The sequence below is a fragment of the Arthrobacter sp. P1_A5 genome, assembly GCF_056406825.1.
In genome coordinates this window covers 20,573-42,658 of the sequence record NZ_JBFTZL010000015.1, presented here as the reverse complement: position 1 = coordinate 42,658, position 22,086 = coordinate 20,573, and the positions used below count along the sequence as shown (strand labels likewise).

Genomic DNA, 22,086 nt, shown 5'->3' with positions numbered 1-22,086 from the left:
GTGTCGGAGGTGCGGGCGAGGTAGTCCGGGATCCGGTTCCAGCGCGCGGCCCGGGCAAGGGCCGAGCCCACCCCGCGGACGCCGTGGGGCGGGTAGCGGGTGGCGGCCACGGCGGCCTCCGCCTCGGCTGCCGAGTTCACCATGGGGATCAGCAGGTTCTGGACGCCCAGGTCCAGGTACTGCTTGATGAGCACCGTGTCATTCACCGGCGGCCGGACCACCGGATGGACCGGGTAGCCGTGCACGGCCTGCAGTTGGGCCAGTATGGATTCGAGTCCGTTGGGGCTGTGCTCGGCGTCGATCAGGAGCCAGTCCAGACCGGACCCGGCGCAAAGCTCGGCTACCAGGGGACTGCCCGAACACACCCACATCCCGGCCAGCGGCCGGCCGGCAGCGCCGGTTTGGTTGCGCAGGGCGTGCTTGAAGGTTGCGTCGGGTTCTACTCGAAGCGGCATGTGATGCTCCCCAGGGGTCCGTAGTCGGCGTGCACGGTGTCACCCTTGTAGACCCAGAGGGGCCGGGTGAAGGAGCCGGCGAGGATGATGTCGCCGGCTTTCATGCCATCGCCGTGGGCGGCAATCTTGTTGGCCAGCCAGTGCACGCCGTTGGCCGGGTGGTCCAGGACCCCTGCCGCGACGCCGGTTTCCTCCACGGTCTGGTTCTTGTAGAGGATGGCGGAGACCCAGCGCAGGTCCACGGCGTCCGGGCGGACGGGGTTGCCGCCGATCACCATGGCGCCCATCGCCGCGTTGTCCGCGATGGTGTCCACGATGGTCCGGCCCTCCATTTCGATCCGGGAGTCCAGGATCTCCAGGGCCGGGACCACGTAGTCCGTGGCGGTCAGGACGTCGAAGATGGTGCAGCCGGGACCGGCGAGGTCGGTCTTCAACACGAACGCGAGCTCCACCTCCACCCGGGGATGGGTGTACCGGTCCCAGTCCACGGAGCAGCCGGTTTCCAGCACCATGTCATCGAAGATGGCGCCGTAGTCCGGCTCGGTGATGCCGGTCGCGGCCTGCATCGCCTTGGACGTGAGGCCGATCTTGCGGCCCACGAGCCGGCGTCCGGCGTCCTCGTTGCGCCGCCGCCACAGCCGTTGGACTGCGTAGGAGTCCTCCACCGTCATCCCCGGGTAGCGGGTGGTCAGGCGGGGGACCGGTTTGCGGTTCCGGCCGGCTTCCAGCAGTTCGTCTGCGATGGCCTCGATCGTCGCGGAATCCAGCACGCTAAACCTGCGCCCCGAGCTTGAAGCCCGTCGCTTCTCCGGCAGAGCCGTCCTCTTCCTTGCGGGTGTAGGAGAACCCGTCGGCGCCCACGGTCACGGCCATCTCGCTCTTTTCCTCGCGGACGATCACGGGCTGGGGGTTGCCGTCGAGGTCCAGGACCAGGGAGGCTTCGGTGTACCAGGAGGGGACCACGGGGTTGCCCCACCAGTCGCGGCGCTGGTTGTCGTGGACGTCCCAGGTGATGGTGGGGTTGTCCGGGTCGCCGGTGTAGTAGTCCTGGGTGTAGATCTCGATGCGGTGGCCGTCCGGGTCCAGGATGTAGAGGTAGAAGGCGTTGGAGACGCCGTGCCGGCCGGGGCCGCGTTCGATCCGGTCTGAGATGCGCAGGGCGCCCATCTTGTCGCAGATCTGGATGATGTTGTGCTTCTCGTGCGTGGCGAAGGCAATGTGGTGCAGCCGCGGGCCGTTGCCGCCGGTCAGGGCGGTGTCGTGCACAGTCTGCTTGCGGTGCATCCACGCGGCGTACGTGACGCCGTCGGAGTCCTTGATGTCCTCGGAGACGCGGAAGCCCAGGTCCTCGAGGTACGCCCGGCCGCGCGGGACGTCCGGGGTGACCTGGTTGAAGTGGTCCAGCCGGACCAGTTCGCCGGCGGAGTAGAGGTCGTAGCGCTGGGTGAGACGCTCGACGTGTTCGGTCTMGTAGAAGAATTCGTAGGGGAAGCCCAGCGGATCCTCGACGCGGACGGCGTCGCCGATGCCCTTGGTGAAGCCTTCCCTGCGGCGCTCGGTGCGGCAGCCCAGTTCCTTGTAATAGGCCTCGGCCGCGTCCACCTCTGCCGGCGACTTCACCCGGTAGGCGAAGGCGGCCGCGGCGGCCACGGGCCCCTTGCGCAGCACCAGGTTGTGGTGGATGAACTCTTCCAGGGAGCGCAGGTAGATGGTGTTTTCGTCTTCCTCGGTGACGTGCAGGCCCAGCAGGTCCACATAGAACTGGCGGGACTTGGCGAGGTCCGTGACCACGAGTTCCAGGTAGGCGCAGCGGACGATGTCCGGGGCCGGGACAGTGGGGGTGGGGACGAAGTTGGTCATGGTGCTCTCTCTTCTTTGAAAGGGGTCTGGGTGGCGCCGGCGGGAAACTTAGGCGCCGAATTTGGGCGTGTGAACGGTGCCGAGGGTGATGTGGACGGCCTGCTGGTCGGTGTAGAAGTCGATCGAGCGGTAGCCGCCCTCGTGGCCCAGGCCGGAGGCCTTGACGCCGCCGAACGGGGTGCGGAGGTCGCGGACGTTGTGGCTGTTGAGCCAGACCATGCCGGCCTCGACGTTTTGGGAGAAGTTGTGCGCGCGGGTCAGGTTCTGGGTCCAGATGTACGCCGCGAGCCCGTACCTGGTGTTGTTCGCCAGGGCGAGGGCTTCGTCGTCGGTATCAAACGGTGTGATGGCGACGACGGGGCCGAAGATTTCCTCCTGGAAGATCCGCGCGTCCGGGGCGACGTCGGCGAACACGGTGGGGGCGATGTAGTTGCCTTCGGGCAGGTGGTCGGGGCGGCCGCCGCCGGCCAGGAGCCGGCCTTCGGTCTTGCCGATTTCCACGTAGGAGGCCACCTTGGCGTAGTGCTCAGGGTGGACCAGGGCGCCGACCTCGGTCTTGGGGTCGTGCGGGTCCCCGACCACGATGTTTTTTGCCCGGGCGGCGTACTTGTCGCAGAATTCCTCGTACACGGCGCGCTCCACCAGGATCCGGGAGCCGGCGGTGCAGCGTTCGCCGTTGAGGGAGAAGACGCCGAAGAGGGCGGAGTCGATCGCGGCGTCGAGGTCGGCGTCGGCGAACACGACGCACGGTGACTTGCCGCCGAGCTCCATGGAGAGGCCCTTGAGGTTGGCCGCGGCGTTGCGGAAGATCGTCTGGCCGGTGGTGGTTTCGCCGGTGAAGGAGATCAGCGGGACGTCCGGGTGCTTGACCAGGGCGTCGCCGGCTTCCTCGCCGAGGCCGTTGACGAGGTTGAACACGCCGTCGGGGAGGCCGGCGTCCTTGAAGATCGTCGCCCAGAGCGAGGCAGAGAGCGGGGTGAATTCGGCCGGCTTGAGCACCACGGTGTTGCCGGTGGCCAGGGCCGGGGCGAGCTTCCAGGACTCGAGCATGAACGGGGTGTTCCACGGCGTGATGAGCCCGGCGACGCCGATGGGCTTGCGGTTGACGTAGTTGATCTGGGCGCCGGGGACCTTCATGGCGTCGTCGAATTGGGCCACGATCAGGTCCGCGAAGAAGCGGAAGTTCTCGGCCGCGCGCAGCGCCTGGCCCTTGGCCTGGGTGATGGGCAGGCCGGTGTCGAAGGTTTCGAGCTCGGCCAGGCGGGCCTCCTGGGCCTCGACGGCGTCGGCGATCCTGTTTAGGATCCTGGCCCGCTCGCGCGGCTTCATCTTCGGCCATGGGCCGTTGGTGAACGCCTCGCGGGCCGCGGCGACGGCGAGGTCGATGTCTTCCTTCTGGCCGGCGGCGGCGGTGGCGTAGTTGGTATTGGACACCGGGTCCAGGACATCGAAGGTTGCCCCGCCCACGGAGTCGACGAATTCGCCGTTGATGTAGTGCTGGATGTGGGTGGGAATGCCCTGCGGAACGTAGTGGGTGGTGGTTTCTGCGGCAGTGAACGTCATTGTTTTTCCTTACTGATAGTGCAACGCGGGGTCACTTACGGCCCATGCCGGGCGCCTCAATGGGCGCTAAGTGACCCCGCGTTGGTTTGGGCGAGGTACGCGTCGAGGGTGGCGCTGCGGTGGCGGCGGGCGGCCTTTTCGATGTCATCCGGGCTGGCGCCGGATTCGATGAGCTGCAGCAGGGCCTCGTGTTCGTCAACGGATTCGTGGGCCCGGCCCGGGACGAAGCGGAACGTGGAGGAGCGCAGGGACGCGAGCCGGTTCCAGCCCCGGTGGACGAGGTCCAGGATGTGCGGGTTGGGGCAGTGCTCGAACAGGACGGAGTGGAAGTCCTGGTTCAGCCGGGTGAACCGGACGGGGTCGAAGTGCTGCAGGCACTCGCGCATCTCGGCGTTGACGGCCCGGGCGCGGGCCACGTCCGCCGCCCCGATCAGCGGGGCCGAGAGTGCCGTTGCGGCGCCCTCGACGATGCTAAGGGTCTGCATCGTGTAGAGGTATTCGGTGGGGTCGATCCCGGACACGGTGGCGCCGACATTCCGCTCGAACTTGACCAGGCCCTCGGCCTCGAGCCGGCGGATCGCCTCGCGGACCGGCACCACGCTGACGCCCAGGTCCTCGGCGATCTTGGCCAGCACCAGCCGGTAGCCGGGGGAGTAGGTCCCGTCCACGATCCGGGCCTTCACGGCCGCATAGGCCTGCTCGGATTTGCTGCCGGAGGTTGCCGGCGTGGCTGCGGCCCTGGTTGTGTCAGTCATGGGTTTTGCCTGCTTCCCATTCCTGGTACCGGGTCCGCCAGGCGGCGTTGAGCGGGTAGAGGCCGTCCACGCTGTGGCCCTGCTGCACCATCTCGGCGATGAAGGTTTCCTCGCGTTCCTGAGCGATGGAGTCGTCCGCGAGCTCATCGGCGAGGGCCGGCGGGATCACCAGGATCCCGTCTGCGTCAGCGACGATGATGTCCCCGGGCTGCACGGTGGTGCCGCCGCAGGCGATGGTGATGTCCGTGTCCCAGGGGATGTGCCGGCGGCCCAGGACGGCCGGGTGCGGGTTGGCATAGTAGGTCGGCATGTCCATGGCGGCCACGGCGGTGAAGTCGCGGACGCCACCGTCGGTGATGATGGCGGCGGCGCCGCGGACCTGGGCGCGCAGGGCCAGGATGTCCCCGATCGTGCCGGTGCCCTTTTCGCCGCGGGCCTCCATCACCAGGATCTCGCCCTCGTTGACGGAGTCGATGGCCTTCTTCTGAGCGTTGAAGCCGCCACCGTGGGTCGTGAACAGGTCCTCACGGTTGGGCACGTAGCGCAGGGTCCGGGCCAGGCCCACGATCCGCTTGTCCGGGCGGGTGGAGGTCAGGCCGTCGATGCTGACGTTGTTCAGGCCACGCTTGCGCAGCTGGGAGGACAGGGTGGCGGTGCAGACGGACTCCAGTTTGGCCTTCAGCTCCGGGGACAGGCCCGGCATCCCTGACGACTGGGCGGCAGCAAGGCCGGCCGCTTCACGGGAACCGTAGGCTTCCTCCCGCTGGAGATCATCGGTCTTGGGCCGGGCGCCGAAGTCCGCGAACGGCGTCGTGCCTTCCGACACCCGGGTGACCAGCCGGCCCGTGGAGAGAGCGGAGAGTTCGCCGGCGCTGACTTCCACCTCGACGACGTCGCCCGGTGTGGCAACCGACGCCCCTGCGGGGGTGCCGGTGAGGATGATGTCGCCCTCTTCGAGGGTGAGCAGCTGGGACAGGTCGGCCACGAGCCGGGCGAACGGGAACAGCAGGTCCCCGGTGGTGTCGTCCTGGACCAGTTCACCGTTGTGCCACGTGCGGATCCGCAGTTTGGCGGGATCGACGGCGTCTGCCGCGATCAGGCCCGGGCCCACGGGCGTGAACCCGTCACCGCCCTTGGAGCGGAGGTTGGAGCCCTTGTCCGCGTAGCGGAGGTCGTAGACGCCGAGGTCGTTGCTGGCGGTGACCCATTCGACATGGCTCCACGCATCCTCGAGGCCCACGCGGCGGGCGGTCTTGCCGATGATCAGGGCGATCTCGCCCTCGTAGCCGAGGAGTTCGCAGCCGGCCGGGCGCTCCACGGTTGAAGGCGCTGCTGCCGAACCGAGAGCCAGCGACGACGACGGCTTCAGGAAGTAGGAGGGCTGCCCGGGTGTGCGGCCGCGCTGGGCTGCCCGGCTGGGGTAGTTGATATGCACCGCGATGACCTTGCGGGCCGCGGCCAGGATGTGGTCGGTGACCTGTTCCAAGTGTTACTCCTCATCGAGTACGAAATCGTATACGAAACACTATGGACCGGGAATCGGGGAGCGTCAACCCCTTGCGCGGGGATGTTTGCGGGGGTATTTGCCGGGACCATCTGGCGCACTTGTAACCTGCGTCATATCTGACGTACAGTTTTGGATCAGGGACCGAAATTCTATTATCGAACGTCACGTTCTAATATCGAACACACTAGGCCGGCGACAGGCCGCCACACAACGAAGTGAGGAAAGCCCGTGCATTTCCACCACCACGGCTACGTATCCGGTGACCCGCGGGTCCAGCCGGCCGCCGGCACCGGCATCGACCGGCCCACGCAGCTTCCCGACGAGGTTGATGTGCTGATCGTGGGCTCCGGCCCCGCAGGCATGCTCGCCGCGGCCCAGCTGTCCCAGTTCCCGGGCGTCACCACCCGGATCGTGGAACGCCGGCCGGGCCGGCTCGCGATCGGCCAGGCGGACGGCATCCAGGCCCGCAGCGTCGAGACCTTCCAGGCCTTCGGTTTCGCCGAGCGGATCATCGCCGAGGCGTACCGCATCACGGAGATGGCGTTCTGGAAGCCGGATCCCGCGGACCCCTCGAACATCGTCCGCAGCGCCCGCACCCTCGATGACCCGGGCGGGATCAGCGAGTTCCCGCATCTCATCGTCAACCAGGCCCGCGTGCTCGACTACTTCGCCGAGTTCATGGCCATGTCACCGAGCCGCATGAGCCCGGACTACGGGCTGGAGTTCCGCGGCCTGGAGGTCACCGGCGAGGGCGAGTACCCGGTCGCCGTGACGCTGGCGCACACCGCCGGTCCTGACGAGGGCCGGGAGCGCGTCGTGCGGGCCAAGTACGTGGTGGGCGCGGACGGCGCCCGCAGCAAGGTGCGCGACTCGATCGGCTGCACCATGGCGGGCGACCAGGCCAACCATGCGTGGGGCGTCATGGACGTGCTCGCCTCCACGGACTTCCCCGACATCCGGCTCAAGTGCGCCATCCAGTCCCACGACGGCGGCAGCATCCTGCTGATCCCGCGCGAGGGCGGGCATCTCTTCCGCATGTATGTCGATCTCGGCGAGGTCGCCGCGGACGACCGCGGTGCGGTCCGCAAGACCACCATCGAACAGATCATCGCCAAGGCCAACGCGATCATGCACCCCTACACGCTCGACGTGCGCAACGTGGCCTGGCACAGCGTGTACGAGGTGGGCCACCGTCTTACCGACAGGTTCGACGACGTCCTCCCGGAGGAGTTGGGCACCCGCACGCCGCGAGTGTTCATCACCGGCGACGCGTGCCACACGCACAGCGCCAAGGCCGGCCAGGGCATGAACGTCTCTATGCAGGACGGCTTCAACATCGGCTGGAAGCTCGGCCACGTGCTGGAGGGACGCAGCCCGGAGAGCCTGCTGTCCACGTACTCGGCCGAGCGRCAGGTGGTCGCGAAGAACCTGATCGACTTCGACAAGGTGTGGTCGACGCTCATGGCGAAGAAGCCCGAGGAGTTTGAAAACCCCTCCGAGCTCGAGGACTTCTACGTGCGCACCGCCGAGTTTCCTGCCGGCTTCATGACCGAGTACTCGCCGTCGATGGTCGTCGCCGAGGCGACGCACCAGCAGCTGGCCACCGGCTTTCCCGTCGGCAAGCGCTTCAAGTCCGCGCCCGTTGTGCGGGTCTGCGACACCAACCCGGTCCAGCTCGGCCACCAGGCCACGGCGGACGGCCGCTGGCGCATCTACGTCTTCGCGGACCAGGCGGCGCCAGGACAACAGGCGGGCGTCCCGTCGCCCGCCGCGGACCTCGCCGCGTGGCTGGCCGCCGCGCCGGACTCGCCGCTCGCCGCCACCCCCGCGGGGTCCGACCGTGATGCCTGGTTCGACGTGAAGGTGATCTACCAGCAGGATCACACGGGCATCGACATCGGCAACGTCCCCGCGGTGTTCAAACCGGAGGTGGGGCCGTTCAGGCTCCCCTACCTCGAAAAGGTCTACGGCACCGACCCGGCGGCGGACATCTTTGAGTTGCGCGGCATCGACCGCGGCGGCGTCATCGTGGTGGTGCGCCCGGACCAGTACGTGGCCAACGTCCTGCCGCTGACGGCGACGGCGGAGCTTGCCGCGTTTTTCGCACCCCTGCTGCGGGCAGGGCGGGCCGCGGCGGTGTGACCGTGGGGTGGCCTTCTTCGCAAGGTTTGTCCAGGCTGGCGGTCAGAGGCCGGCCGCCTGCCTGGACCTGTATTCCGCGGCGGGGTAGACGCCAAGGATGCGCACCTCCGTGGTGAAGAACTCCAGTTCCTCCAGCGCCAGGCTGAGCGGCAAATCCTCGGGGTGCCCCTCGACGTCGGCCATGAACATCGTGGCCGCAAATTCATTGCCTACCATGTAGCTTTCCAGCCGCGTCATGTTCACCCCGTTCGTGGCGAATCCTCCCAGCGCCTTGTAGAGGGCTGAGGGGACATTCCGGACACGGAATACAAAGCTGGTGACTGCCGGTCCGGACAGGATGTCCCGGGCCGGCAGCGGCTCTTCCCGTGCCAGAACCACGAACCGCGTGGTGTTGGAAGGGTCATCCTCGACGGCGGAGGCGAGCACTTCCAGGCCGTAGAGCTGGGCCGCGAGTGGAGGAGCGAGCGACAGTTTTGTGGGATCGTTCCAGTCGCGCACTTCGCGGGCGGACCCGGCGGTATCGCCGGCGATCACGGGGCGCAGGCTGGCGGAGCGGATCAGCCGCCGGCACTGCCCCAAAGCGTGGAGGTGGCTGTGGACCTCGGTGGCTGCCTCGATGGTGCTGCCCGGGATGCCCAGCAGGTCGAAGTGAATGGGCAGAAAATACTCGCCGACGATCTGCAGCCCGGACTGGGGCAGCAGCACATGGATATCGGCCACCCTGCCGGCAATGGAGTTTTCGATCGGRATCATGGCCAGGTCGGCGGTGCCGACGGCYACCAGTTCAAAAGCGTCTTCGAAACTCGCGCAGGGAACGCTCTCCAGTTCGGGAAACATCTGCATGCACGCAATATTGGAGTTGGCGCCCGGTTCACCCTGGTACGCAATCTTCTGGGCCATGCTCCGTATGGTTTCACGCCGGGCGCCCTCCCACCCAAGTAAGTCGCGGCAGGGCCGTTTGAGGACCAAAAGCCCCTGCTGCGACTCAGCTGGGGTTCAGATGCTTGGCGAAGTGGTCCTCGATCCGCTGCCAGGCTTCCGGGGCCGATTCCGGATCCGGGCCGATGCCCATGACCCGCATGAGCGGCCGCAGCACCTTCGGCCCGGTCTCCACGTCGTTGAGGAAGGCGTGCCCGGCGTGCGGGAACTCCTTCACGTCGTTCTCCACGCCCAGCCCGTCGAGCACGGCCGCGAGTTTCGCCGCTTCGCCGGGCAGGGTGCGGTCCCGGCCACCGAAGTTGGCCACGATCGGGCAGGCGCCGGCGAGGGCCTCCCCGGGGTCTTTCGGGCGCCGTCCGTAGTTGACGGCGGCGGCGTGGAAGCCGTCATTGGCCAGCAGCAGGGCGAAGCCGCCGCCCATGCAGAAGCCGATGACGCCGATCTTGCCGGTGGTCCGGCCGGTTTCTCGCAGCCAGTCCCGGGCGGCGGCCAGATCGGTGAAGGCCCGGCCCTCGCCCGCGGACAGCGCGCGCATGGTGGCGACGAGGCAGCGGCGCGCCCCGCCGTCGCTGTACAGGTCAACGGCCAGTGTCAGGTAGCCGGCCGCCGCCATCCGGTCGGCGTGGCGGACGGTGATGTCGTCCAGGCCAAACGCCTCATGGACCATCAGGACCCCGGGGAACGGCCCTTCGCCCTGCGGCGTCGCCAGGTAGCCGCGCAGCGCCGGCGAACCGCCGGCGGCGGCGCCGGACCTGCCGAGGTCAGTATTGCTGAGATCGCGGGTGGCGGGCTTGCCGCGTCCTTCGTGTGTCCGTGCCATGCTGACCCCTCCGTCGGCTGTGGGGCCATTCTTGCACGGGCACAAAAAAGCGGCGCCGGAAATCCCCCAAAGGAAGATCCGGCGCCGCCATCGTTCTAAGGACTAGTCCTTCTTGAAGGCGTCCTTGACGTTTTCGCCGACCTTCTTCGCGTCGGCTACAACCTGGTCCTTCTGGCCCTCGGCGCGCAGCTGGTCGTTGCCAGTGGCGTTTCCGGCAGTTTCCTTGGCCTTGCCGCCGAGGTGCTCTGCTTCGTTCTGAATCTTGTCTCCGACACCCATGGTGTAGGCCACCTTTCGTTCCGGTTGAAAATACTGTCCGATCAGCCTAACACAAAGCATGCTTACTAATTCAAGGGGTCTCGCGGGGTAATTCTCCGGAGCGTCGTCCGCGGCAGCGGCGGGGCGGTTCGCGAAAGGATGAAATCCCCCCGGCCCGCGGGCTAGGCTCGAGGTCATGGACCACAAGACCACTCTCACGCAGCACATCAAGGCTCCGGCGGACGCGGTCTGGGCGGTGGTGTCGGACATTCCCGGATCTGCCGCGACCCTCTCCGGCGTCGAATCGATCCAGATGCTCACCGACGGACCCTATGCCGTGGGCACCCGCTGGAAGGAAACCCGCACCATGATGGGGCGCGCGGAAACGGTGGAGATGTGGGTATCCCAGTCCGAGGCGCCGTCGAACGGCCGGGGCGGCAGCACCACCGTGAAGGCCCTCCAAGGCGGCGCCGGCTACACCACCAGGTTCGCGCTGGCAGAGCGCGGCGGCGGAACCGACCTCACGCTGACCTTTGGCGCCGAAGTCATCCAACCGACCCGGTTCAGCAGGATCATGCTCACCGTGTTCGGTCCGCTCGGGATGCGCATCACCCGCAAGGCGCTTGCAAAAGACCTGGCGGACATCGCGGCCAAGGCCGAGTGCCAGTGATGGTCCGGCGCACCGCGGCGGAGAAAACCCCCAAGGTCACCGCCCCCCGGCTCGCGCCGGTCCGGCCCGGGGATCTGCAGGACGACCCTGCCCCGGAGTTCCGTCGGGGTGTTCGGTACGACGGCGTCCGCTACAGCCGCGCATCGGCAGACGGTCTGGACCTGGGCGGTACGGACTTTGCCGAGTGCGAATTCACCGGGGTGTCCTTCAATGAGACGCAGCTGCGGGGCGCGACTTTCCGTGACTGCATTCTGACCGAGACATACGCCCCGGTGCTGATGGCGGCCCGGACCAGCCTGCGGGATGTCGAGATCGGCAACCCCCGCTGGGGATCGGCGGAGCTCTATGAAAGCGGCTGGCAGTCCGTGCGGATCGACGGCGGCAAACTCGACTACGTGAACCTGCGCGGATCCAAGCTCACGGACGTGCAGATCAGCGACTGCATCATTAACGAGCTGGATCTGGGCTCCTGCACCGCCACGCGCGTCGCCTTGAAGAACTGCACGATCGGCACCCTCGATTTCACCGGAGCCCGGCTCAAGGACTTCGACCTCCGGGGCACCGACTTCCGCACCATCAGCGGTCTGGGCAGTCTGTCCGGCCTCGTCGTCGACGATCACCAGCTCACCCTGCTCGCTCCATTGCTCGCGGCTCATCTGGGCGTCGTCGTCGCGTAATCCGGCGGCATCCGGTTGACCCCCTTGCTCCGCCGTGTAATCTTTATAGAACGAACGGTCGGTAAATTACTCTGCTGCCGGCCCCGCTTTCTTGGTGAAGGATGTTCTCATGGTCGAGGCTTTTCTTGTTGGCGGCGCCCGCACTCCCGTGGGCCGCTACGGCGGCGCCCTCTCCGCAGTCCGCCCCGATGACCTGGCCGCACTGGTAGTCCGCGAGGCTGTGGCCCGCGCCGGCATCGATCCGGACACCATCGACGAGGTCATCCTCGGCAACGCCAACGGTGCCGGCGAAGAGAACCGCAACGTGGCCCGCATGGCCACCCTCCTTGCCGGGCTGCCCCTCCACATCTCCGGCATCACCGTGAACCGGCTCTGCGCCTCCGGGCTCAGCGCCATCATCATGGCCAGCCACATGATCAAGTCCGGCGCCGCGGACATCGTGATCGCCGGCGGCGTCGAATCCATGAGCCGCGCCCCCTGGGTCCAGGAAAAACCCCGGACCGCCTTCGCCAAACCGGGCGAAATCTTCGACACCTCCATCGGCTGGCGTTTCGTCAACCCCCAGTTCACCAAGGGCGAGCTGTCCCGGGACGGCAAAATGACCTACTCCATGCCGGAGACGGCAGAAGAAGTGGGGCGGGTTGACGGCATCTCGCGGGAGGACGCCGACGCCTTCGCCGTCCGCTCCCACGAACGCGCCCTGGCCGCCATCGCCGCCGGCCGCTTCGCCGAGGAAATCGTCCCCGTGACCGTCAAGACCCGCAAGGGCGAGACCGTGGTGGACACCGATGAGGGCCCMCGCGCCGGCACCAGCATGGACGTCCTCGCCGGGCTCCGGCCGGTAGTCAAGGGCGGCTCGATCGTCACCGCCGGCAACTCCTCCACCCTCAACGACGGCGCCTCCGCCATCATCGTTGCCTCGGAGGCCGCGATCCAGAAGCTTGGCCTCACGGCCCGCGCCCGCATCATCGACGGCGCCTCAGCCGGCTGCGAGCCCGAGATCATGGGCATCGGCCCGGTCCCGGCCACCCAGAAGGTGCTCGCCCGTTCCGGGCTCAGCGTCGAGGACCTCGGCGCCGTCGAGCTCAACGAGGCGTTCGCGACCCAGTCCCTGGCCAGCATGCGCCGGCTCGGCCTCGACCCGGAGATCGTGAACCGCGACGGCGGCGCGATCTCCCTGGGTCACCCGCTGGGGTCCTCCGGATCCCGGATCGCCATCACACTGCTGGGCCGGATGGAACGCGAAAACGCCAAAATCGGCCTCGCCACCATGTGCATCGGCGTCGGCCAGGGCACGGCCATGCTGCTGGAGCGCGTCTAGTGGCGGCCCCGGCCCTCGACCCGGCTGGCTTCGGCACGCTCCTGGTCGAAGAGCGCGAGGACCGCGTGGTGGTGGTGCTCAACCGCCCCGAGGTCCGCAACGCGATCGACCAGCAGATGGTCGATGAACTCCACACCGTCTGCGCCCATCTCGAGCGGCACCCCAAAGTCCTCATCATCGCCGGCACTGACGGGGTGTTCGCCTCCGGCGCCGACATCGGCCAGCTGCGCGAACGCCGCCGCGACGATGCCCTGCAGGGCATCAATTCCACCATTTTCGTCCGGATTGCCAAGCTGCCGATGCCCGTCATCGCGGCACTGGACGGCTTCTGCCTCGGCGGCGGCGCCGAACTGGCGTACGCCGCCGACTTCCGGATCGGCACCCCGTCCGTCCGGATCGGCAATCCCGAAACCGGACTCGGCATCCTGGCCGCCGCCGGCGCCAGCTGGCGCCTCAAGGAACTCGTGGGGGAGCCCGTCGCCAAGGAAATGCTGCTCGCCGGTTCCGTGCTGCGCGCAGAACGTGCCCTCGCGGTCAATCTCATCACCGAAATCCATGACCCGTCCGATCTGATGGCCGCGGCCCACAGCGTCGCCGACCGGATTGCCACGCAGGATYCGCTCGCCGTCCGGATCACCAAATCCGTGTTCCATGCCCCGGCCGAGGCGCATCCCCTCATTGACCAGCTGGCACAGGGGATCCTCTTCGAATCCCAGGCCAAGTTCGACCGTATGCAGGCTTTTCTGGATAAGAAATCAGAAAAGAAGTCAGCCAAAGAATCAGGGAAGCAGAAATAGACATGGGCAACTCCGCACTCCCCGCCAACCTTCCCGCCAGTGATCTTCCCAACAGCAACCTTCCCCACTCCGTGGGAGTCCTCGGTGGCGGCCGCATGGGCGCAGGCATCGCCCACGCCTTCCTGATCAACGGAGCCAACGTCGTGGTCGTCGAGCGCGACGAGGCGTCGGCCGAGGCCGCCCGGGAGCGGGTCGAGTCCGCCGCCGCCAAGAGCATTGAGCGCGGCGCCGTGGACGGCAACCTGGACGAGATCGTTTCCCGGCTCGAGGTCACCGTGGACTACGACGACTTCGTCGGCCGGCAGCTTGTGGTCGAGGCCGTTCCGGAGGACTGGGACCTGAAGATCACCGCGCTGCGCGGCATCGAGGAACGGCTCGCCGACGGCGCCTACCTCGCCTCCAACACGTCCTCGCTCTCCGTCAACGGTCTGGCCCGCGAACTGAAGCGGCCGCAGAACTTCCTGGGCCTGCACTTCTTCAACCCGGTGCCGGCGTCGACGCTCATCGAGGTGGTCCTCGGCGAGCAGACTTCCGACGCCCTGGCCCAGGCCGCCCGCGGGTGGGTCGAGGCGCTCGGCAAGACCGCCGTCGTGGTCAACGACGCGCCCGGCTTCGCCTCCTCCAGGCTGGGCGTCGCGATCGCCCTCGAAGCGATGCGCATGGTGGAAGAGGGCGTGGCCACCGCGGAAGACATCGACAACGCCATGGTGCTGGGCTACAAGCACCCCACGGGACCGCTGCGGACCACCGACATTGTGGGCCTGGACGTGCGCCTCGGCATCGCGGAGTACTTGCAGTCCACGCTTGGTGACCGTTTCGCTCCGCCGCAGATCCTCCGCGACAAGGTCGCCCGCGGCGAACTGGGCCGCAAGTCCGGCAAGGGCTTCTTCGACTGGACCAAGTGACCGGCATTCGTGCCTGCCCCTAGGATGGTGCGGTGACCTCCCTGGACCGCCCCGCGATTGCGCCCATCACCCTGACCGGCAAGTACGTCGTCCTTGAGCCGCTGAGCCAGGACCACCATGACGGCCTTGTCGAGGCGGCACGCGACGGCGAGCTGTGGCACCTCTGGTACACCAGCGTGCCCGCCCCGCAGCACATGGCCGCCGAGATTGAGCGTCGCCTGGCCCTGCGGGACAGCGGCGCCATGCTGCCCTTCACCACGCGGCTGCTGGACCCCGCCACGGGCGGGCCGGGGCGGGTGATCGGCATGACCACCTACATGAACATCGACGCCGCCACGCCCCGGGTGGAGATCGGCTCCACCTGGAACGCGGCGTCCGCGCATGGCAGCGGCAGCAACCCGGACTCCAAGTTTCTGCTGCTGCGGCACGCCTTCGAGACGCTGGGCTGCCCCGCCGTCGAGTTCCGGACGCACTGGCTCAACCACCAGTCCCGCGAGGCGATCACGCGGCTGGGGGCCAAACAGGACGGCGTGCTCCGCAGCCATACGCGCAGCGCTGACGGGGCGCTGCGGGACACTGTCGTGTATTCCATCCTGGAACATGAATGGCTGATGGTCCGGAACGCCCTCGAAGCCCGGCTGGCCAAGCGGCGCTAGCGTGCCGAGTAGGCCTTGGCCCCGTTAAGCGATGCGAAGTACGCCTCGTATCCCCGGGCGTTCGGGTGGAAGTTTTCGGGACTGGCGAGGGCCGTACGGCTGAAATTGATCCACGGGGCCGCAGAGTTCACGCCGTGACCTGCGAAAGCGGCCCGCACATCGACGTACTCAGCTCCGGTGGCCCGGGCGGCGGCGGCGATGGAGCCGTTCAGGCCGTCCGCCAGGACCGTGGCCTTGTAGATGAACCGGGACATCGGATCAGCCTGGCCGGGCGCGACCGGATCGTAGAGGTAGGGGTAGCCCGTCACTACAACCTTGGCGTTGGGGGCCGCAGCCTTCACGCGCTGGATCATCGCTGTCACGTCGCTGGACAGCCGATGGCTGGAGATCTGGCCCTCGGCGTAGGCACTGGCTGCATCGCACAGCGGCCCCGCAGCGGGATTGACCATGGCGGCGCCGCAGGAGGCGAGGATTTCCGCAAACCGGAGGTTGTTGCCGCCGGCGGTGATGGTGACGAGCCCGGTGGTCCTGGTCAGCCGCCTGAGCTGGGTGTTGACGACGTCCTGGGTCGTCTTGCCGCTGCAGGCCGCGTTGGCGACGAGTTTGATGGTCTTCGTGTGGGCAGCGAGTTCGGAATAGCTGTTCTCGCTGCGGTAGCAATCATCCAGGTACGGCCCCGCCCCCAGCCCGGCGGCATAGGAGTCTCCGAGCGCGACGTACCGGGTCCTGTCCGCCGCCTCCGCCGGTACCGCCGCCACACCGGCCGCCATGGCCAGGGCGGCGAGACCGGCCGCCAGAGCGGTCCGCCGGCGTCGTAGTTTCAGAGGTCCCATGGTGTTCTCCTCAGTGGCACCCTGGGTTCAGCGCCCGTGCCGTGAAAAACGTGTTGCGAAGCGTTAACCCCGCACCATGCCAATGGTCCCATTGTGTATAACGTTTGTGAATCCTGCCGCGGATCGCGCCGGTGCGTGTGCTTAGCTTTCTGGATGATGATTCCTGCAGCGCCCCTGGGCCAAGCCAAGGGGCAGGCGGTGCCCGGAACCGTGGAGTGGGATGGGGCCGTCAACGCGTGGCACGTGGCCGGGGACGTGTTCCGCATGGGACGGCGGGAGTGGCTCACCGAGTCCGGCTGGCGGCAGGTGCACCGCCGGGGCATCCGGACCGTCATCGACCTCCGCAACGAAGCCGAAATCCGGCGTCGGGAGACCGATCCGCCGGTGCGGGCTGAGGCCCTGGCCGGTTTCGACGTCGTGCTGGCCCCCACCGAAGACCCGGACAACCGCGAATTCCGCGAGCTCTGCGTGCCGTACCTCAACGACCCATCCTGTTATGCGGACAACGCCAGGCTGTTCCCGCACCTGCTGGCCCGGGTCTTCAAGGCGGTGGCCGCCGCGGAGGGCGGTGTGGTCATCCATTGCTCCGCGGGGCGGGACCGGAGCGGCATGATCGCCGCGATGCTCCAGGACCTCGCCGGTGACAGCGACGAGGCCATTGTGAGCAGCTACCAGCGCTCCATGCGGGGCATCAACGAGCACCTCCGGCACGCCGCCGTCCCGCATCCCCACGAGCGTTTCTTGCCTGAGAACGTGCTGGTGCCCCTGCTGGAATCCCGGGGCAAGAGCCTGCTGCAATTTGTCCGCTCCCTCAACACCGCGGACTACCTCTTCCGCCACGGCGTGACGACCCCGGAACTCGCGGCCATCCTCGGAAAGCTCGGCCGATAGGGTGGGCGCAGTTAGGGTAGGCCAGTGAAGACTCCGAAGTTCCAGCCGATGGTGCGGGCCGCCGCTGCCCTCGCGATTGCGCTTGCCGGTACCGTGCCTGCCTTTGCGCTGACCGCGGTCCCGGCGATGGCCGAAGCCAACGCCCCCGCCCCAGTCCCTGCAGACCCGGCGCCGGCTGCGTCGGCGATCGCGACGCCGGTTTCGACGCCGGTTCCGATGCCGGATGCGTCTGCGTCTGCGGTCCCGGCGCCGGCTGACGCGCCTTTGGCCGGTTCTTCTCCGGTGCCGTCCGCGACGCTGATCAGCGATGCCGGCCTCGCCGAGGCCGTGCGGCGGGACCTTGGCATGACCCTCGCGGAATTCGACGCCGCCGGTGCGCTTGCCCGCCGGGCCGCCGACGCCGCGCCCTCCCTGCGTGCGCTTCCCGGCTATATGGGGATCAGCCTCGCCGGAGGCAAAATCGCGGTTGAAGGCAGCGGCGCCGAACTCCGTGCCCGCGTGGCCGAACTGAACGGGTCCGGCCCGGCCGACTTCCTGCTTGCCGCCCCCGCGGCCGCCGCCGCTGTCCCGTCAGCCGCGGAGCTGCTGGCCTCCAGCACCCAGCAACTGTTCGAGGCCTATGTCCGCGAGGTCGGGGCCGCCGGGCTGCAGGCTGTCACCTACACAGACGGCCACTTTGTCATCCGCACCGGCGGCACCAACACGGCGCAGTCCGTTCCGGCTGCCGACGCCCTTCCCGCCCTTCCGGCCGCAGTTCCCGMCTCCGTTGTTCCCGCCTCCGGCGCGGGTGTGCAGCCGGCGAAAGCTCCGGGCACGGTGCCGAAGATGTCCGCGGCCGAATTCGTGGCCCGCTACGCCAACGTGACGCTGGAACAAGGATCCCGGATCACCACCGAGGAGGACTACTTTGGCGGCGAGGGCTACATCGTTGACGGCCTAGCCCTGTGCTCGGCCGGGTTCGGGGCCTTCAGCCCCGCGGGCGAGCCTCTGGTCCTGACCGCCGGGCACTGCGCCGGTGACGGCTCCGCGAAGCAGGCCGAGATCGAAAATCCGGCGGATGCGCCAGCGGCCGGGGGTGCAGGTTCTGGCGCGGCCGCCGGGATCCTGGGCACCTTCGGGTTCAGCCAGTTCGGCGGCACCGGCAATTCCAAAGTTGCGCCGGACGGCACCAACGTCGGCACGGACATCGCCGTCCTCCACGGCATCAGGAGCGGCCTGGACCTCCAGCCCGCCGTCACCCGATGGGACAAGCCCGCCGACCCGGGGCCGACGTCCGTGAGGATTGTGGGAACAGTGGCTCCTTTCCAGGGCCAGCCCGTGTGCCGGTCCGGCCGGACCACCGGGTGGAGATGCGGCACGGTGGACTCGGTCGGCATCTGGGCCATGGTTGGGCCAAATTCACTACCGCCCGATTATGACAACGATCTCCGGGCCGTCCGGGGCTTCGACTCAACGTCCGTCACCTCCGGCGGCGGGGACTCCGGCGGCCCGTGGATCAGCGGGAACTTCGCCGTCGGGCTGCACACGGGGGCGGAAAGTACCGACCAGGGCGTCCAGACGCGGGCCATCGCGACCAGCCTCGAGGACGCCATGGGCCAGGTCCCCGGCGGTGTCCAACTGCAACTGTTCCTGGCCAAGCCAGCGCTCGCTGCGGCCTCCAACGGAACCGTCACGGCCGGTGAGCCGATTACCGGGCACATCGATGCCGGTCCGGCCTCCGTGGTGGCTCCGAATTCCAAGGTCCGCATCACCGTCCTGAACCAGAAACCAGGCCAGACCTCAGGCCAGAAGGACGGCCAGCCCCTGGAAGTACCGGTCGACGCGTCGGGAAACTGGCAGCTCCCTGCACCGTCGTTGGCCGGGCCCTTCAAGTTCTTGGCTGAGACCGTGAACGGCTTCAGCGGCTCCGGCGCCGTCGCCCTGTCCGTCGATGTCTCCCGCCTCGCGGCTCCGGCCATCACCTCACCGGTGGACGGCCAGCCGGACGGCCCGGGACTCACCGCCATCGAAACCATCGAGGGCACCGGAGAAGCCGGAGGCACGGTGCGGCTCTCCGGCGACTTCACCGGGACCGGGCTCGTCGACGCAGACGGCCGCTGGAGCATCAACGTGGCCGATCAGCCGGTCTTCGGAAAAATTTCGGTCACGGCAGTGCTCACGGCCCCCGGAGAAATGGACAGTCCCGCGGCGACCCGCACCTACACCGTCATTCCGCCGGCTCCGGCGGTGTCGAACCTCAGGGACGGCCAACACCTGCGACAGGACGCCCTGCCAGCCACCATCTTTGGCACGGCCCTTCGAGGTGCCGGCGTGGCCGTGGCTGTGGACGGGGTGGCCGTGGACTCCGTGCAGGCCGGTTCCGGTTTCGGAGCGGGCAATGCCGCGCTCGAGCCCGGGACCGCGCAGACCTTGGCCGGCAGTGCCCGGTGGAGTGTCACGTTCCCCGCGGAACTGGCCGCCGGTGCGCACACCTTGACCGTGACGCAAAGCATTGACGGCGCCGCATCGCCGCCGGCCGCCGTGGCGTTCAGCGTCGACGCCGCGCCCGTTTCCGGGGAAACTCCGGCCGGGCCGCCAGCCGGGACAACAGGATCCGTGCAGCCGGCAACGCCTGGCCAGCCGGCGGTCCCGCAACAGCCCGCCAACCCGGCCGGGGCTCCCGCCGGACCGGTCAAACCGGTGCAAGCTCCCGCCCCGCCGTCGGACACCTCCGTCATTATGGGCGGCACAGCACCGGACAACACGGCACCAGGCAACACGTCGGGCACCACAGGCCAGCTAGCGAGCACGGGCGCAGGCGGGCTCCTGCCCTTGGCGGGCCTCGGCGCCGGTGTCCTGCTGCTCGGCGCGGCCTTCGTGGCGTTCGGCCGGCGCCGGGCGGTGCGTTAGCCGGGGGCTCCAAGCCCGGGCTCGCCGGAAAGCCGCGGGGTCGCCGTACGGCTACGGCGACCCCGCAAGTTTTGGGCGAATCCGGGCGTTCGGGAGGAAACAGCGAGCCGCGGGTTACTGGAAGTCAGCCAGCCAGAGATCCGGGCCGAAAACCTCGTACTGAATGTCCTTGGCGGGGACGCCACCGGCAATCAAGGCGCTCCGAACCGACTTCAGGAACGGCAGGGGGCCGCAGAGGTAGTACTCGGCGTCGTCCGGGAGTTCGACGTCGCTGACGTCCATGAAACCGGAGAGCACGGAACCGGACGCCCCGCCGGTCTCGCGCGCCCCGCCGGTCTCGCGCGCCTCGCCGGTTTCGCCCGCTTCACCGGTCCCCGCTGCCTCCGCGGGAGTCAGGAACCACGTCTTCAGGGTCCCGTCCGCGAGTTTCGCGAGATCGTCCGTGACCTGCGCGCGGAGCGGGAAGGATGCCTCGCTGTCATCGGCATGCAGCAGCATCACCTGGCGTCGTGAACCGGACTGCACCAGGTGGGAGAGCATCCCGGCCATGGGCGTGATGCCGATTCCCGCGCTGGCCATGACCAGAGGCCTGTCCGTGTACTCCAGCACAACGTCGCCGAACGGAGCCGAGAGCACCACCTCGTCGCCTACCTTCACGTCATTGTGGAGCAGACTGGACATCTCGCCGTCGGGAGTCGGAAGCCCGTGGACCCTCTTGACGGCGAACTGCCGGTGCTGCCCGTCGTCGGCCTTGGTCAGGCTGTATTGCCGGGGCTGCTGTACGCCGTCGGGCATGGTCATCTTGAGGGTCACGTACTGCCCGGGCAGGGACGGCTTGACGTCCCGCTCGTCGATCCGTTCGACGACGAACGAGACGACGTCGGCGGTCTCCTGGATCCGCTGCACCACACGCCACGTCCGCCAAATGGTCTCGGGGGAGAGGTGCACTGCGTTGTACAGCCCGCGCTCCTTGTTGATAAGCAGGTTCGCCATCAGCCAGTAGACCTCGTCCCAGGCGGCGGCGACCTCGGGAGTGACGGCATCGCCCAGAACATCCACGATCGCCCACATGAGGTGGTCGTGGACAATTTGGTACTGGTYCGGGCTTAGTCCCAGCGAGACGTGTTTGTGGGCCACCCGGGAGAGCAGATGGTCCGGCACCTGGTCCGGTTTCTCTACGAGCATGCCGGCGAAAGCCGCGATGGATCCGGCGAGCGCCTGCTGCTGGCGGCCATCCGCCTGGTTTCCCCGGTTGAAGAGCCCGTCCAGGAGATCCGGCTGCGCCTCGAACATATGTTTGTAGAAGCGCTTGGCGATTTCCTCGATGTGCTCGCCGACTACGGGCAGCGTTGCCTGAATGACGGGAAGTGAGGTGTCTGAGAGCATGGTGGATCCCTTCCGGTGAGACCGGTGATACCCGGCGGTGCCGGGCGACTCAGCACTTCCAAGCTAACAGCCGCGGCACCGTGCCTTCCGGGCCGATYGGCCCTACAGCGGGGGCGGGGTCCGGTGTAGGCGGGTGCTCAGGCCCGGGTGCTCACTCCCTCGGCCCGAGTTCGCCGGAAAGCTCCCGGGTCGCCGGAAAGATACGGCGAACCCGCACGGTTCCGGCGACTCCGAGGGTCGGGGCAGAAGTCAGGCCTTGCGGTCCAGCAGCAGGTTGGTGATCCGCAGCGTGCAGATTCGCTGGCCGGTCTCGTTCGTGATCAGCACCTCGTGGGTGGTCAGTGTGCCGCCCAGATGGATAGGGGTGGCCGTGATCGTGATCAGTCCCTCGCGGGCCGACTTGTGGTGCGTGGCCGAGACGTCGACGCCCACCGCCGTCTTGCCCAGGGTGCTGGCGTGGATGACGGCGGCCCAGGACCCCACGGCCTCGCCCACGGCCAGTGAGGCGCCACCGTGCAGGAGCCCGAACGACTGCCGGTTGCCCTCCACCGGCATGGTCGCGACCACGCGGTCCACGGACTCCTCGACGATCTTCACGCCCATCTTCTCGTCGAGTTCCCCCAGGGTGATTTTCCACAACTCGGTGCTGCCGGTCTCGGGCGTCATAGCGTCTCCWTTGTTGCCGGCCGGCCGGGTCCCGGACGGTCGGTGCCGCCGCGGCTAGTGTGCGGCAGGCCTCMTTCATGTACTSTAGATCATATT

The 22,086-nt window shown here is 68.0% G+C and carries 21 protein-coding genes; 9 read left to right on the top strand and 12 right to left on the bottom strand.

Translation table 11 applies throughout. The annotated features are described in order from the left end of the window. The 6 genes from AC1D1S_RS05155 to AC1D1S_RS05130 form a co-directional block, all read right to left on the bottom strand. A partial coding sequence (locus AC1D1S_RS05155; protein ID WP_476993890.1) for an aldolase/citrate lyase family protein occupies positions 1 to 455 on the bottom strand: 455 nt, incomplete at its 3' end. Then, positions 440 to 1,225, bottom strand: coding sequence for a 2-oxo-hept-4-ene-1,7-dioate hydratase (hpaH, locus tag AC1D1S_RS05150; protein ID WP_243181941.1), 786 nt, complete (start codon positions 1,223 to 1,225; stop codon positions 440 to 442). The genes AC1D1S_RS05155 and hpaH, both read right to left, overlap by 16 nt. 1 nt (position 1,226) lies before the next feature. Continuing rightward, positions 1,227 to 2,315, bottom strand: coding sequence for a 3,4-dihydroxyphenylacetate 2,3-dioxygenase (gene hpaD / locus AC1D1S_RS05145; protein ID WP_476993889.1), 1,089 nt, complete (start codon positions 2,313 to 2,315; stop codon positions 1,227 to 1,229). A 48-nt stretch (positions 2,316 to 2,363) separates the two neighbouring features. Beyond that, on the bottom strand, positions 2,364 to 3,878 hold the full coding sequence (gene hpaE, locus AC1D1S_RS05140) for a 5-carboxymethyl-2-hydroxymuconate semialdehyde dehydrogenase (RefSeq protein WP_028276399.1): 1,515 nt from the start codon (positions 3,876 to 3,878) through the stop codon (positions 2,364 to 2,366). Between the two features lie 56 nt (positions 3,879 to 3,934). Continuing rightward, positions 3,935 to 4,633 (bottom strand): GntR family transcriptional regulator, encoded by a 699-nt coding sequence (locus AC1D1S_RS05135; protein ID WP_476943080.1) that lies wholly within the window; start codon positions 4,631 to 4,633, stop codon positions 3,935 to 3,937. Further along, positions 4,626 to 6,119, bottom strand: a complete 1,494-nt coding sequence (locus AC1D1S_RS05130) for a fumarylacetoacetate hydrolase family protein (RefSeq protein ID WP_476943079.1) — start codon at positions 6,117 to 6,119, stop codon at positions 4,626 to 4,628. The genes AC1D1S_RS05135 and AC1D1S_RS05130 overlap by 8 nt, the downstream gene beginning before the upstream one ends. Positions 6,120 to 6,368: 249 nt before the next feature. Between AC1D1S_RS05130 and AC1D1S_RS05125 the strand changes: the two genes are divergently transcribed. Beyond that, positions 6,369 to 8,282 (top strand): FAD-binding monooxygenase, encoded by a 1,914-nt coding sequence (locus AC1D1S_RS05125; protein ID WP_476993888.1) that lies wholly within the window; start codon positions 6,369 to 6,371, stop codon positions 8,280 to 8,282. A gap of 42 nt (positions 8,283 to 8,324) precedes the next feature. Here AC1D1S_RS05125 and AC1D1S_RS05120 read toward each other — a convergent pair whose 3' ends face one another. The 3 genes from AC1D1S_RS05120 to AC1D1S_RS05110 form a co-directional block, all read right to left on the bottom strand. After that, positions 8,325 to 9,182, bottom strand: a complete 858-nt coding sequence (locus AC1D1S_RS05120) for a prephenate dehydratase (RefSeq protein ID WP_476943077.1) — start codon at positions 9,180 to 9,182, stop codon at positions 8,325 to 8,327. Between the two features lie 85 nt (positions 9,183 to 9,267). Next, on the bottom strand, positions 9,268 to 10,041 hold the full coding sequence (locus AC1D1S_RS05115) for a dienelactone hydrolase family protein (RefSeq protein WP_476993887.1): 774 nt from the start codon (positions 10,039 to 10,041) through the stop codon (positions 9,268 to 9,270). Positions 10,042 to 10,143: 102 nt separating this feature from the next. Next, positions 10,144 to 10,320, bottom strand: coding sequence for a CsbD family protein (locus AC1D1S_RS05110; RefSeq protein ID WP_043435744.1), 177 nt, complete (start codon positions 10,318 to 10,320; stop codon positions 10,144 to 10,146). A 175-nt stretch (positions 10,321 to 10,495) separates the two neighbouring features. Between AC1D1S_RS05110 and AC1D1S_RS05105 the strand changes: the two genes are divergently transcribed. From AC1D1S_RS05105 to AC1D1S_RS05080, 6 genes are all read left to right on the top strand, one after another. Further along, on the top strand, positions 10,496 to 10,969 hold the full coding sequence (locus AC1D1S_RS05105; protein ID WP_476993886.1) for an SRPBCC family protein: 474 nt from the start codon (positions 10,496 to 10,498) through the stop codon (positions 10,967 to 10,969). Beyond that, positions 10,969 to 11,646: a pentapeptide repeat-containing protein gene (locus AC1D1S_RS05100; RefSeq protein WP_476943074.1), complete on the top strand. Its 678-nt coding sequence runs from the start codon at positions 10,969 to 10,971 to the stop codon at positions 11,644 to 11,646. The genes AC1D1S_RS05105 and AC1D1S_RS05100 overlap by 1 nt, the downstream gene beginning before the upstream one ends. A gap of 109 nt (positions 11,647 to 11,755) precedes the next feature. Next, entirely contained in the window at positions 11,756 to 12,967 is a 1,212-nt protein-coding gene (locus tag AC1D1S_RS05095; RefSeq protein ID WP_476943073.1) for a thiolase family protein, read from the top strand. Next, positions 12,967 to 13,764 (top strand): enoyl-CoA hydratase/isomerase family protein, encoded by a 798-nt coding sequence (locus AC1D1S_RS05090; protein ID WP_476993885.1) that lies wholly within the window; start codon positions 12,967 to 12,969, stop codon positions 13,762 to 13,764. Before AC1D1S_RS05095 ends, AC1D1S_RS05090 begins: the two co-directional genes overlap by 1 nt. A 2-nt stretch (positions 13,765 to 13,766) precedes the next feature. Beyond that, positions 13,767 to 14,669, top strand: coding sequence for a 3-hydroxyacyl-CoA dehydrogenase family protein (locus AC1D1S_RS05085; protein WP_476943071.1), 903 nt, complete (start codon positions 13,767 to 13,769; stop codon positions 14,667 to 14,669). A 32-nt stretch (positions 14,670 to 14,701) separates the two neighbouring features. After that, complete coding sequence (locus tag AC1D1S_RS05080; RefSeq protein ID WP_476993884.1) at positions 14,702 to 15,325, top strand: GNAT family N-acetyltransferase; 624 nt, start codon at positions 14,702 to 14,704, stop codon at positions 15,323 to 15,325. On the opposite strand, the gene AC1D1S_RS05075 is transcribed toward AC1D1S_RS05080, so the two are convergent. Then, complete coding sequence (locus AC1D1S_RS05075) at positions 15,322 to 16,158, bottom strand: SGNH/GDSL hydrolase family protein (RefSeq protein WP_476943069.1); 837 nt, start codon at positions 16,156 to 16,158, stop codon at positions 15,322 to 15,324. The two genes, AC1D1S_RS05080 and AC1D1S_RS05075, sit on opposite strands and share 4 nt — an antisense overlap. 153 nt (positions 16,159 to 16,311) lie before the next feature. Here AC1D1S_RS05075 and AC1D1S_RS05070 point away from each other — a divergent pair, with 153 nt between their 5' ends. Both AC1D1S_RS05070 and AC1D1S_RS05065 read left to right on the top strand, forming a co-directional pair. Further along, entirely contained in the window at positions 16,312 to 17,049 is a 738-nt protein-coding gene (locus tag AC1D1S_RS05070) for a tyrosine-protein phosphatase (protein WP_476946588.1), read from the top strand. A 24-nt stretch (positions 17,050 to 17,073) separates the two neighbouring features. Continuing rightward, complete coding sequence (locus AC1D1S_RS05065; protein ID WP_476993883.1) at positions 17,074 to 19,938, top strand: S1 family peptidase; 2,865 nt, start codon at positions 17,074 to 17,076, stop codon at positions 19,936 to 19,938. Between the two features lie 114 nt (positions 19,939 to 20,052). Here AC1D1S_RS05065 and AC1D1S_RS05060 read toward each other — a convergent pair whose 3' ends face one another. Both AC1D1S_RS05060 and AC1D1S_RS05055 read right to left on the bottom strand, forming a co-directional pair. Next, positions 20,053 to 21,324, bottom strand: coding sequence for a globin domain-containing protein (locus AC1D1S_RS05060; protein ID WP_476993882.1), 1,272 nt, complete (start codon positions 21,322 to 21,324; stop codon positions 20,053 to 20,055). A 249-nt stretch (positions 21,325 to 21,573) separates the two neighbouring features. Continuing rightward, positions 21,574 to 21,990 carry a PaaI family thioesterase gene (locus tag AC1D1S_RS05055; protein WP_223913660.1) on the bottom strand — a complete coding sequence of 139 codons (417 nt, stop codon included), beginning with the start codon at positions 21,988 to 21,990 and terminating at the stop codon, positions 21,574 to 21,576. Positions 21,991 to 22,086 lie beyond the last annotated feature (96 nt).

What these genes read in the sequence shown, in the direction of transcription:
- AC1D1S_RS05085 (WP_476943071.1), top strand. Translation starts at nt 13,767, where the DNA reads ATGGGCAACTCCGCACTCCCCGCCAACCTTCCCGCCAGTGATCTTCCC.
- AC1D1S_RS05115 (WP_476993887.1), bottom strand. Translation starts at nt 10,041, where the DNA reads ATGGCACGGACACACGAAGGACGCGGCAAGCCCGCCACCCGCGATCTC.
- AC1D1S_RS05105 (WP_476993886.1), top strand. Translation starts at nt 10,496, where the DNA reads ATGGACCACAAGACCACTCTCACGCAGCACATCAAGGCTCCGGCGGAC.
- AC1D1S_RS05135 (WP_476943080.1), bottom strand. Translation starts at nt 4,633, where the DNA reads ATGACTGACACAACCAGGGCCGCAGCCACGCCGGCAACCTCCGGCAGC.
- hpaE (WP_028276399.1), bottom strand. Translation starts at nt 3,878, where the DNA reads ATGACGTTCACTGCCGCAGAAACCACCACCCACTACGTTCCGCAGGGC.
- AC1D1S_RS05100 (WP_476943074.1), top strand. Translation starts at nt 10,969, where the DNA reads ATGGTCCGGCGCACCGCGGCGGAGAAAACCCCCAAGGTCACCGCCCCC.
- AC1D1S_RS05055 (WP_223913660.1), bottom strand. Translation starts at nt 21,990, where the DNA reads ATGACGCCCGAGACCGGCAGCACCGAGTTGTGGAAAATCACCCTGGGG.
- AC1D1S_RS05110 (WP_043435744.1), bottom strand. Translation starts at nt 10,320, where the DNA reads ATGGGTGTCGGAGACAAGATTCAGAACGAAGCAGAGCACCTCGGCGGC.
- AC1D1S_RS05075 (WP_476943069.1), bottom strand. Translation starts at nt 16,158, where the DNA reads ATGGGACCTCTGAAACTACGACGCCGGCGGACCGCTCTGGCGGCCGGT.
- AC1D1S_RS05070 (WP_476946588.1), top strand. Translation starts at nt 16,312, where the DNA reads ATGATGATTCCTGCAGCGCCCCTGGGCCAAGCCAAGGGGCAGGCGGTG.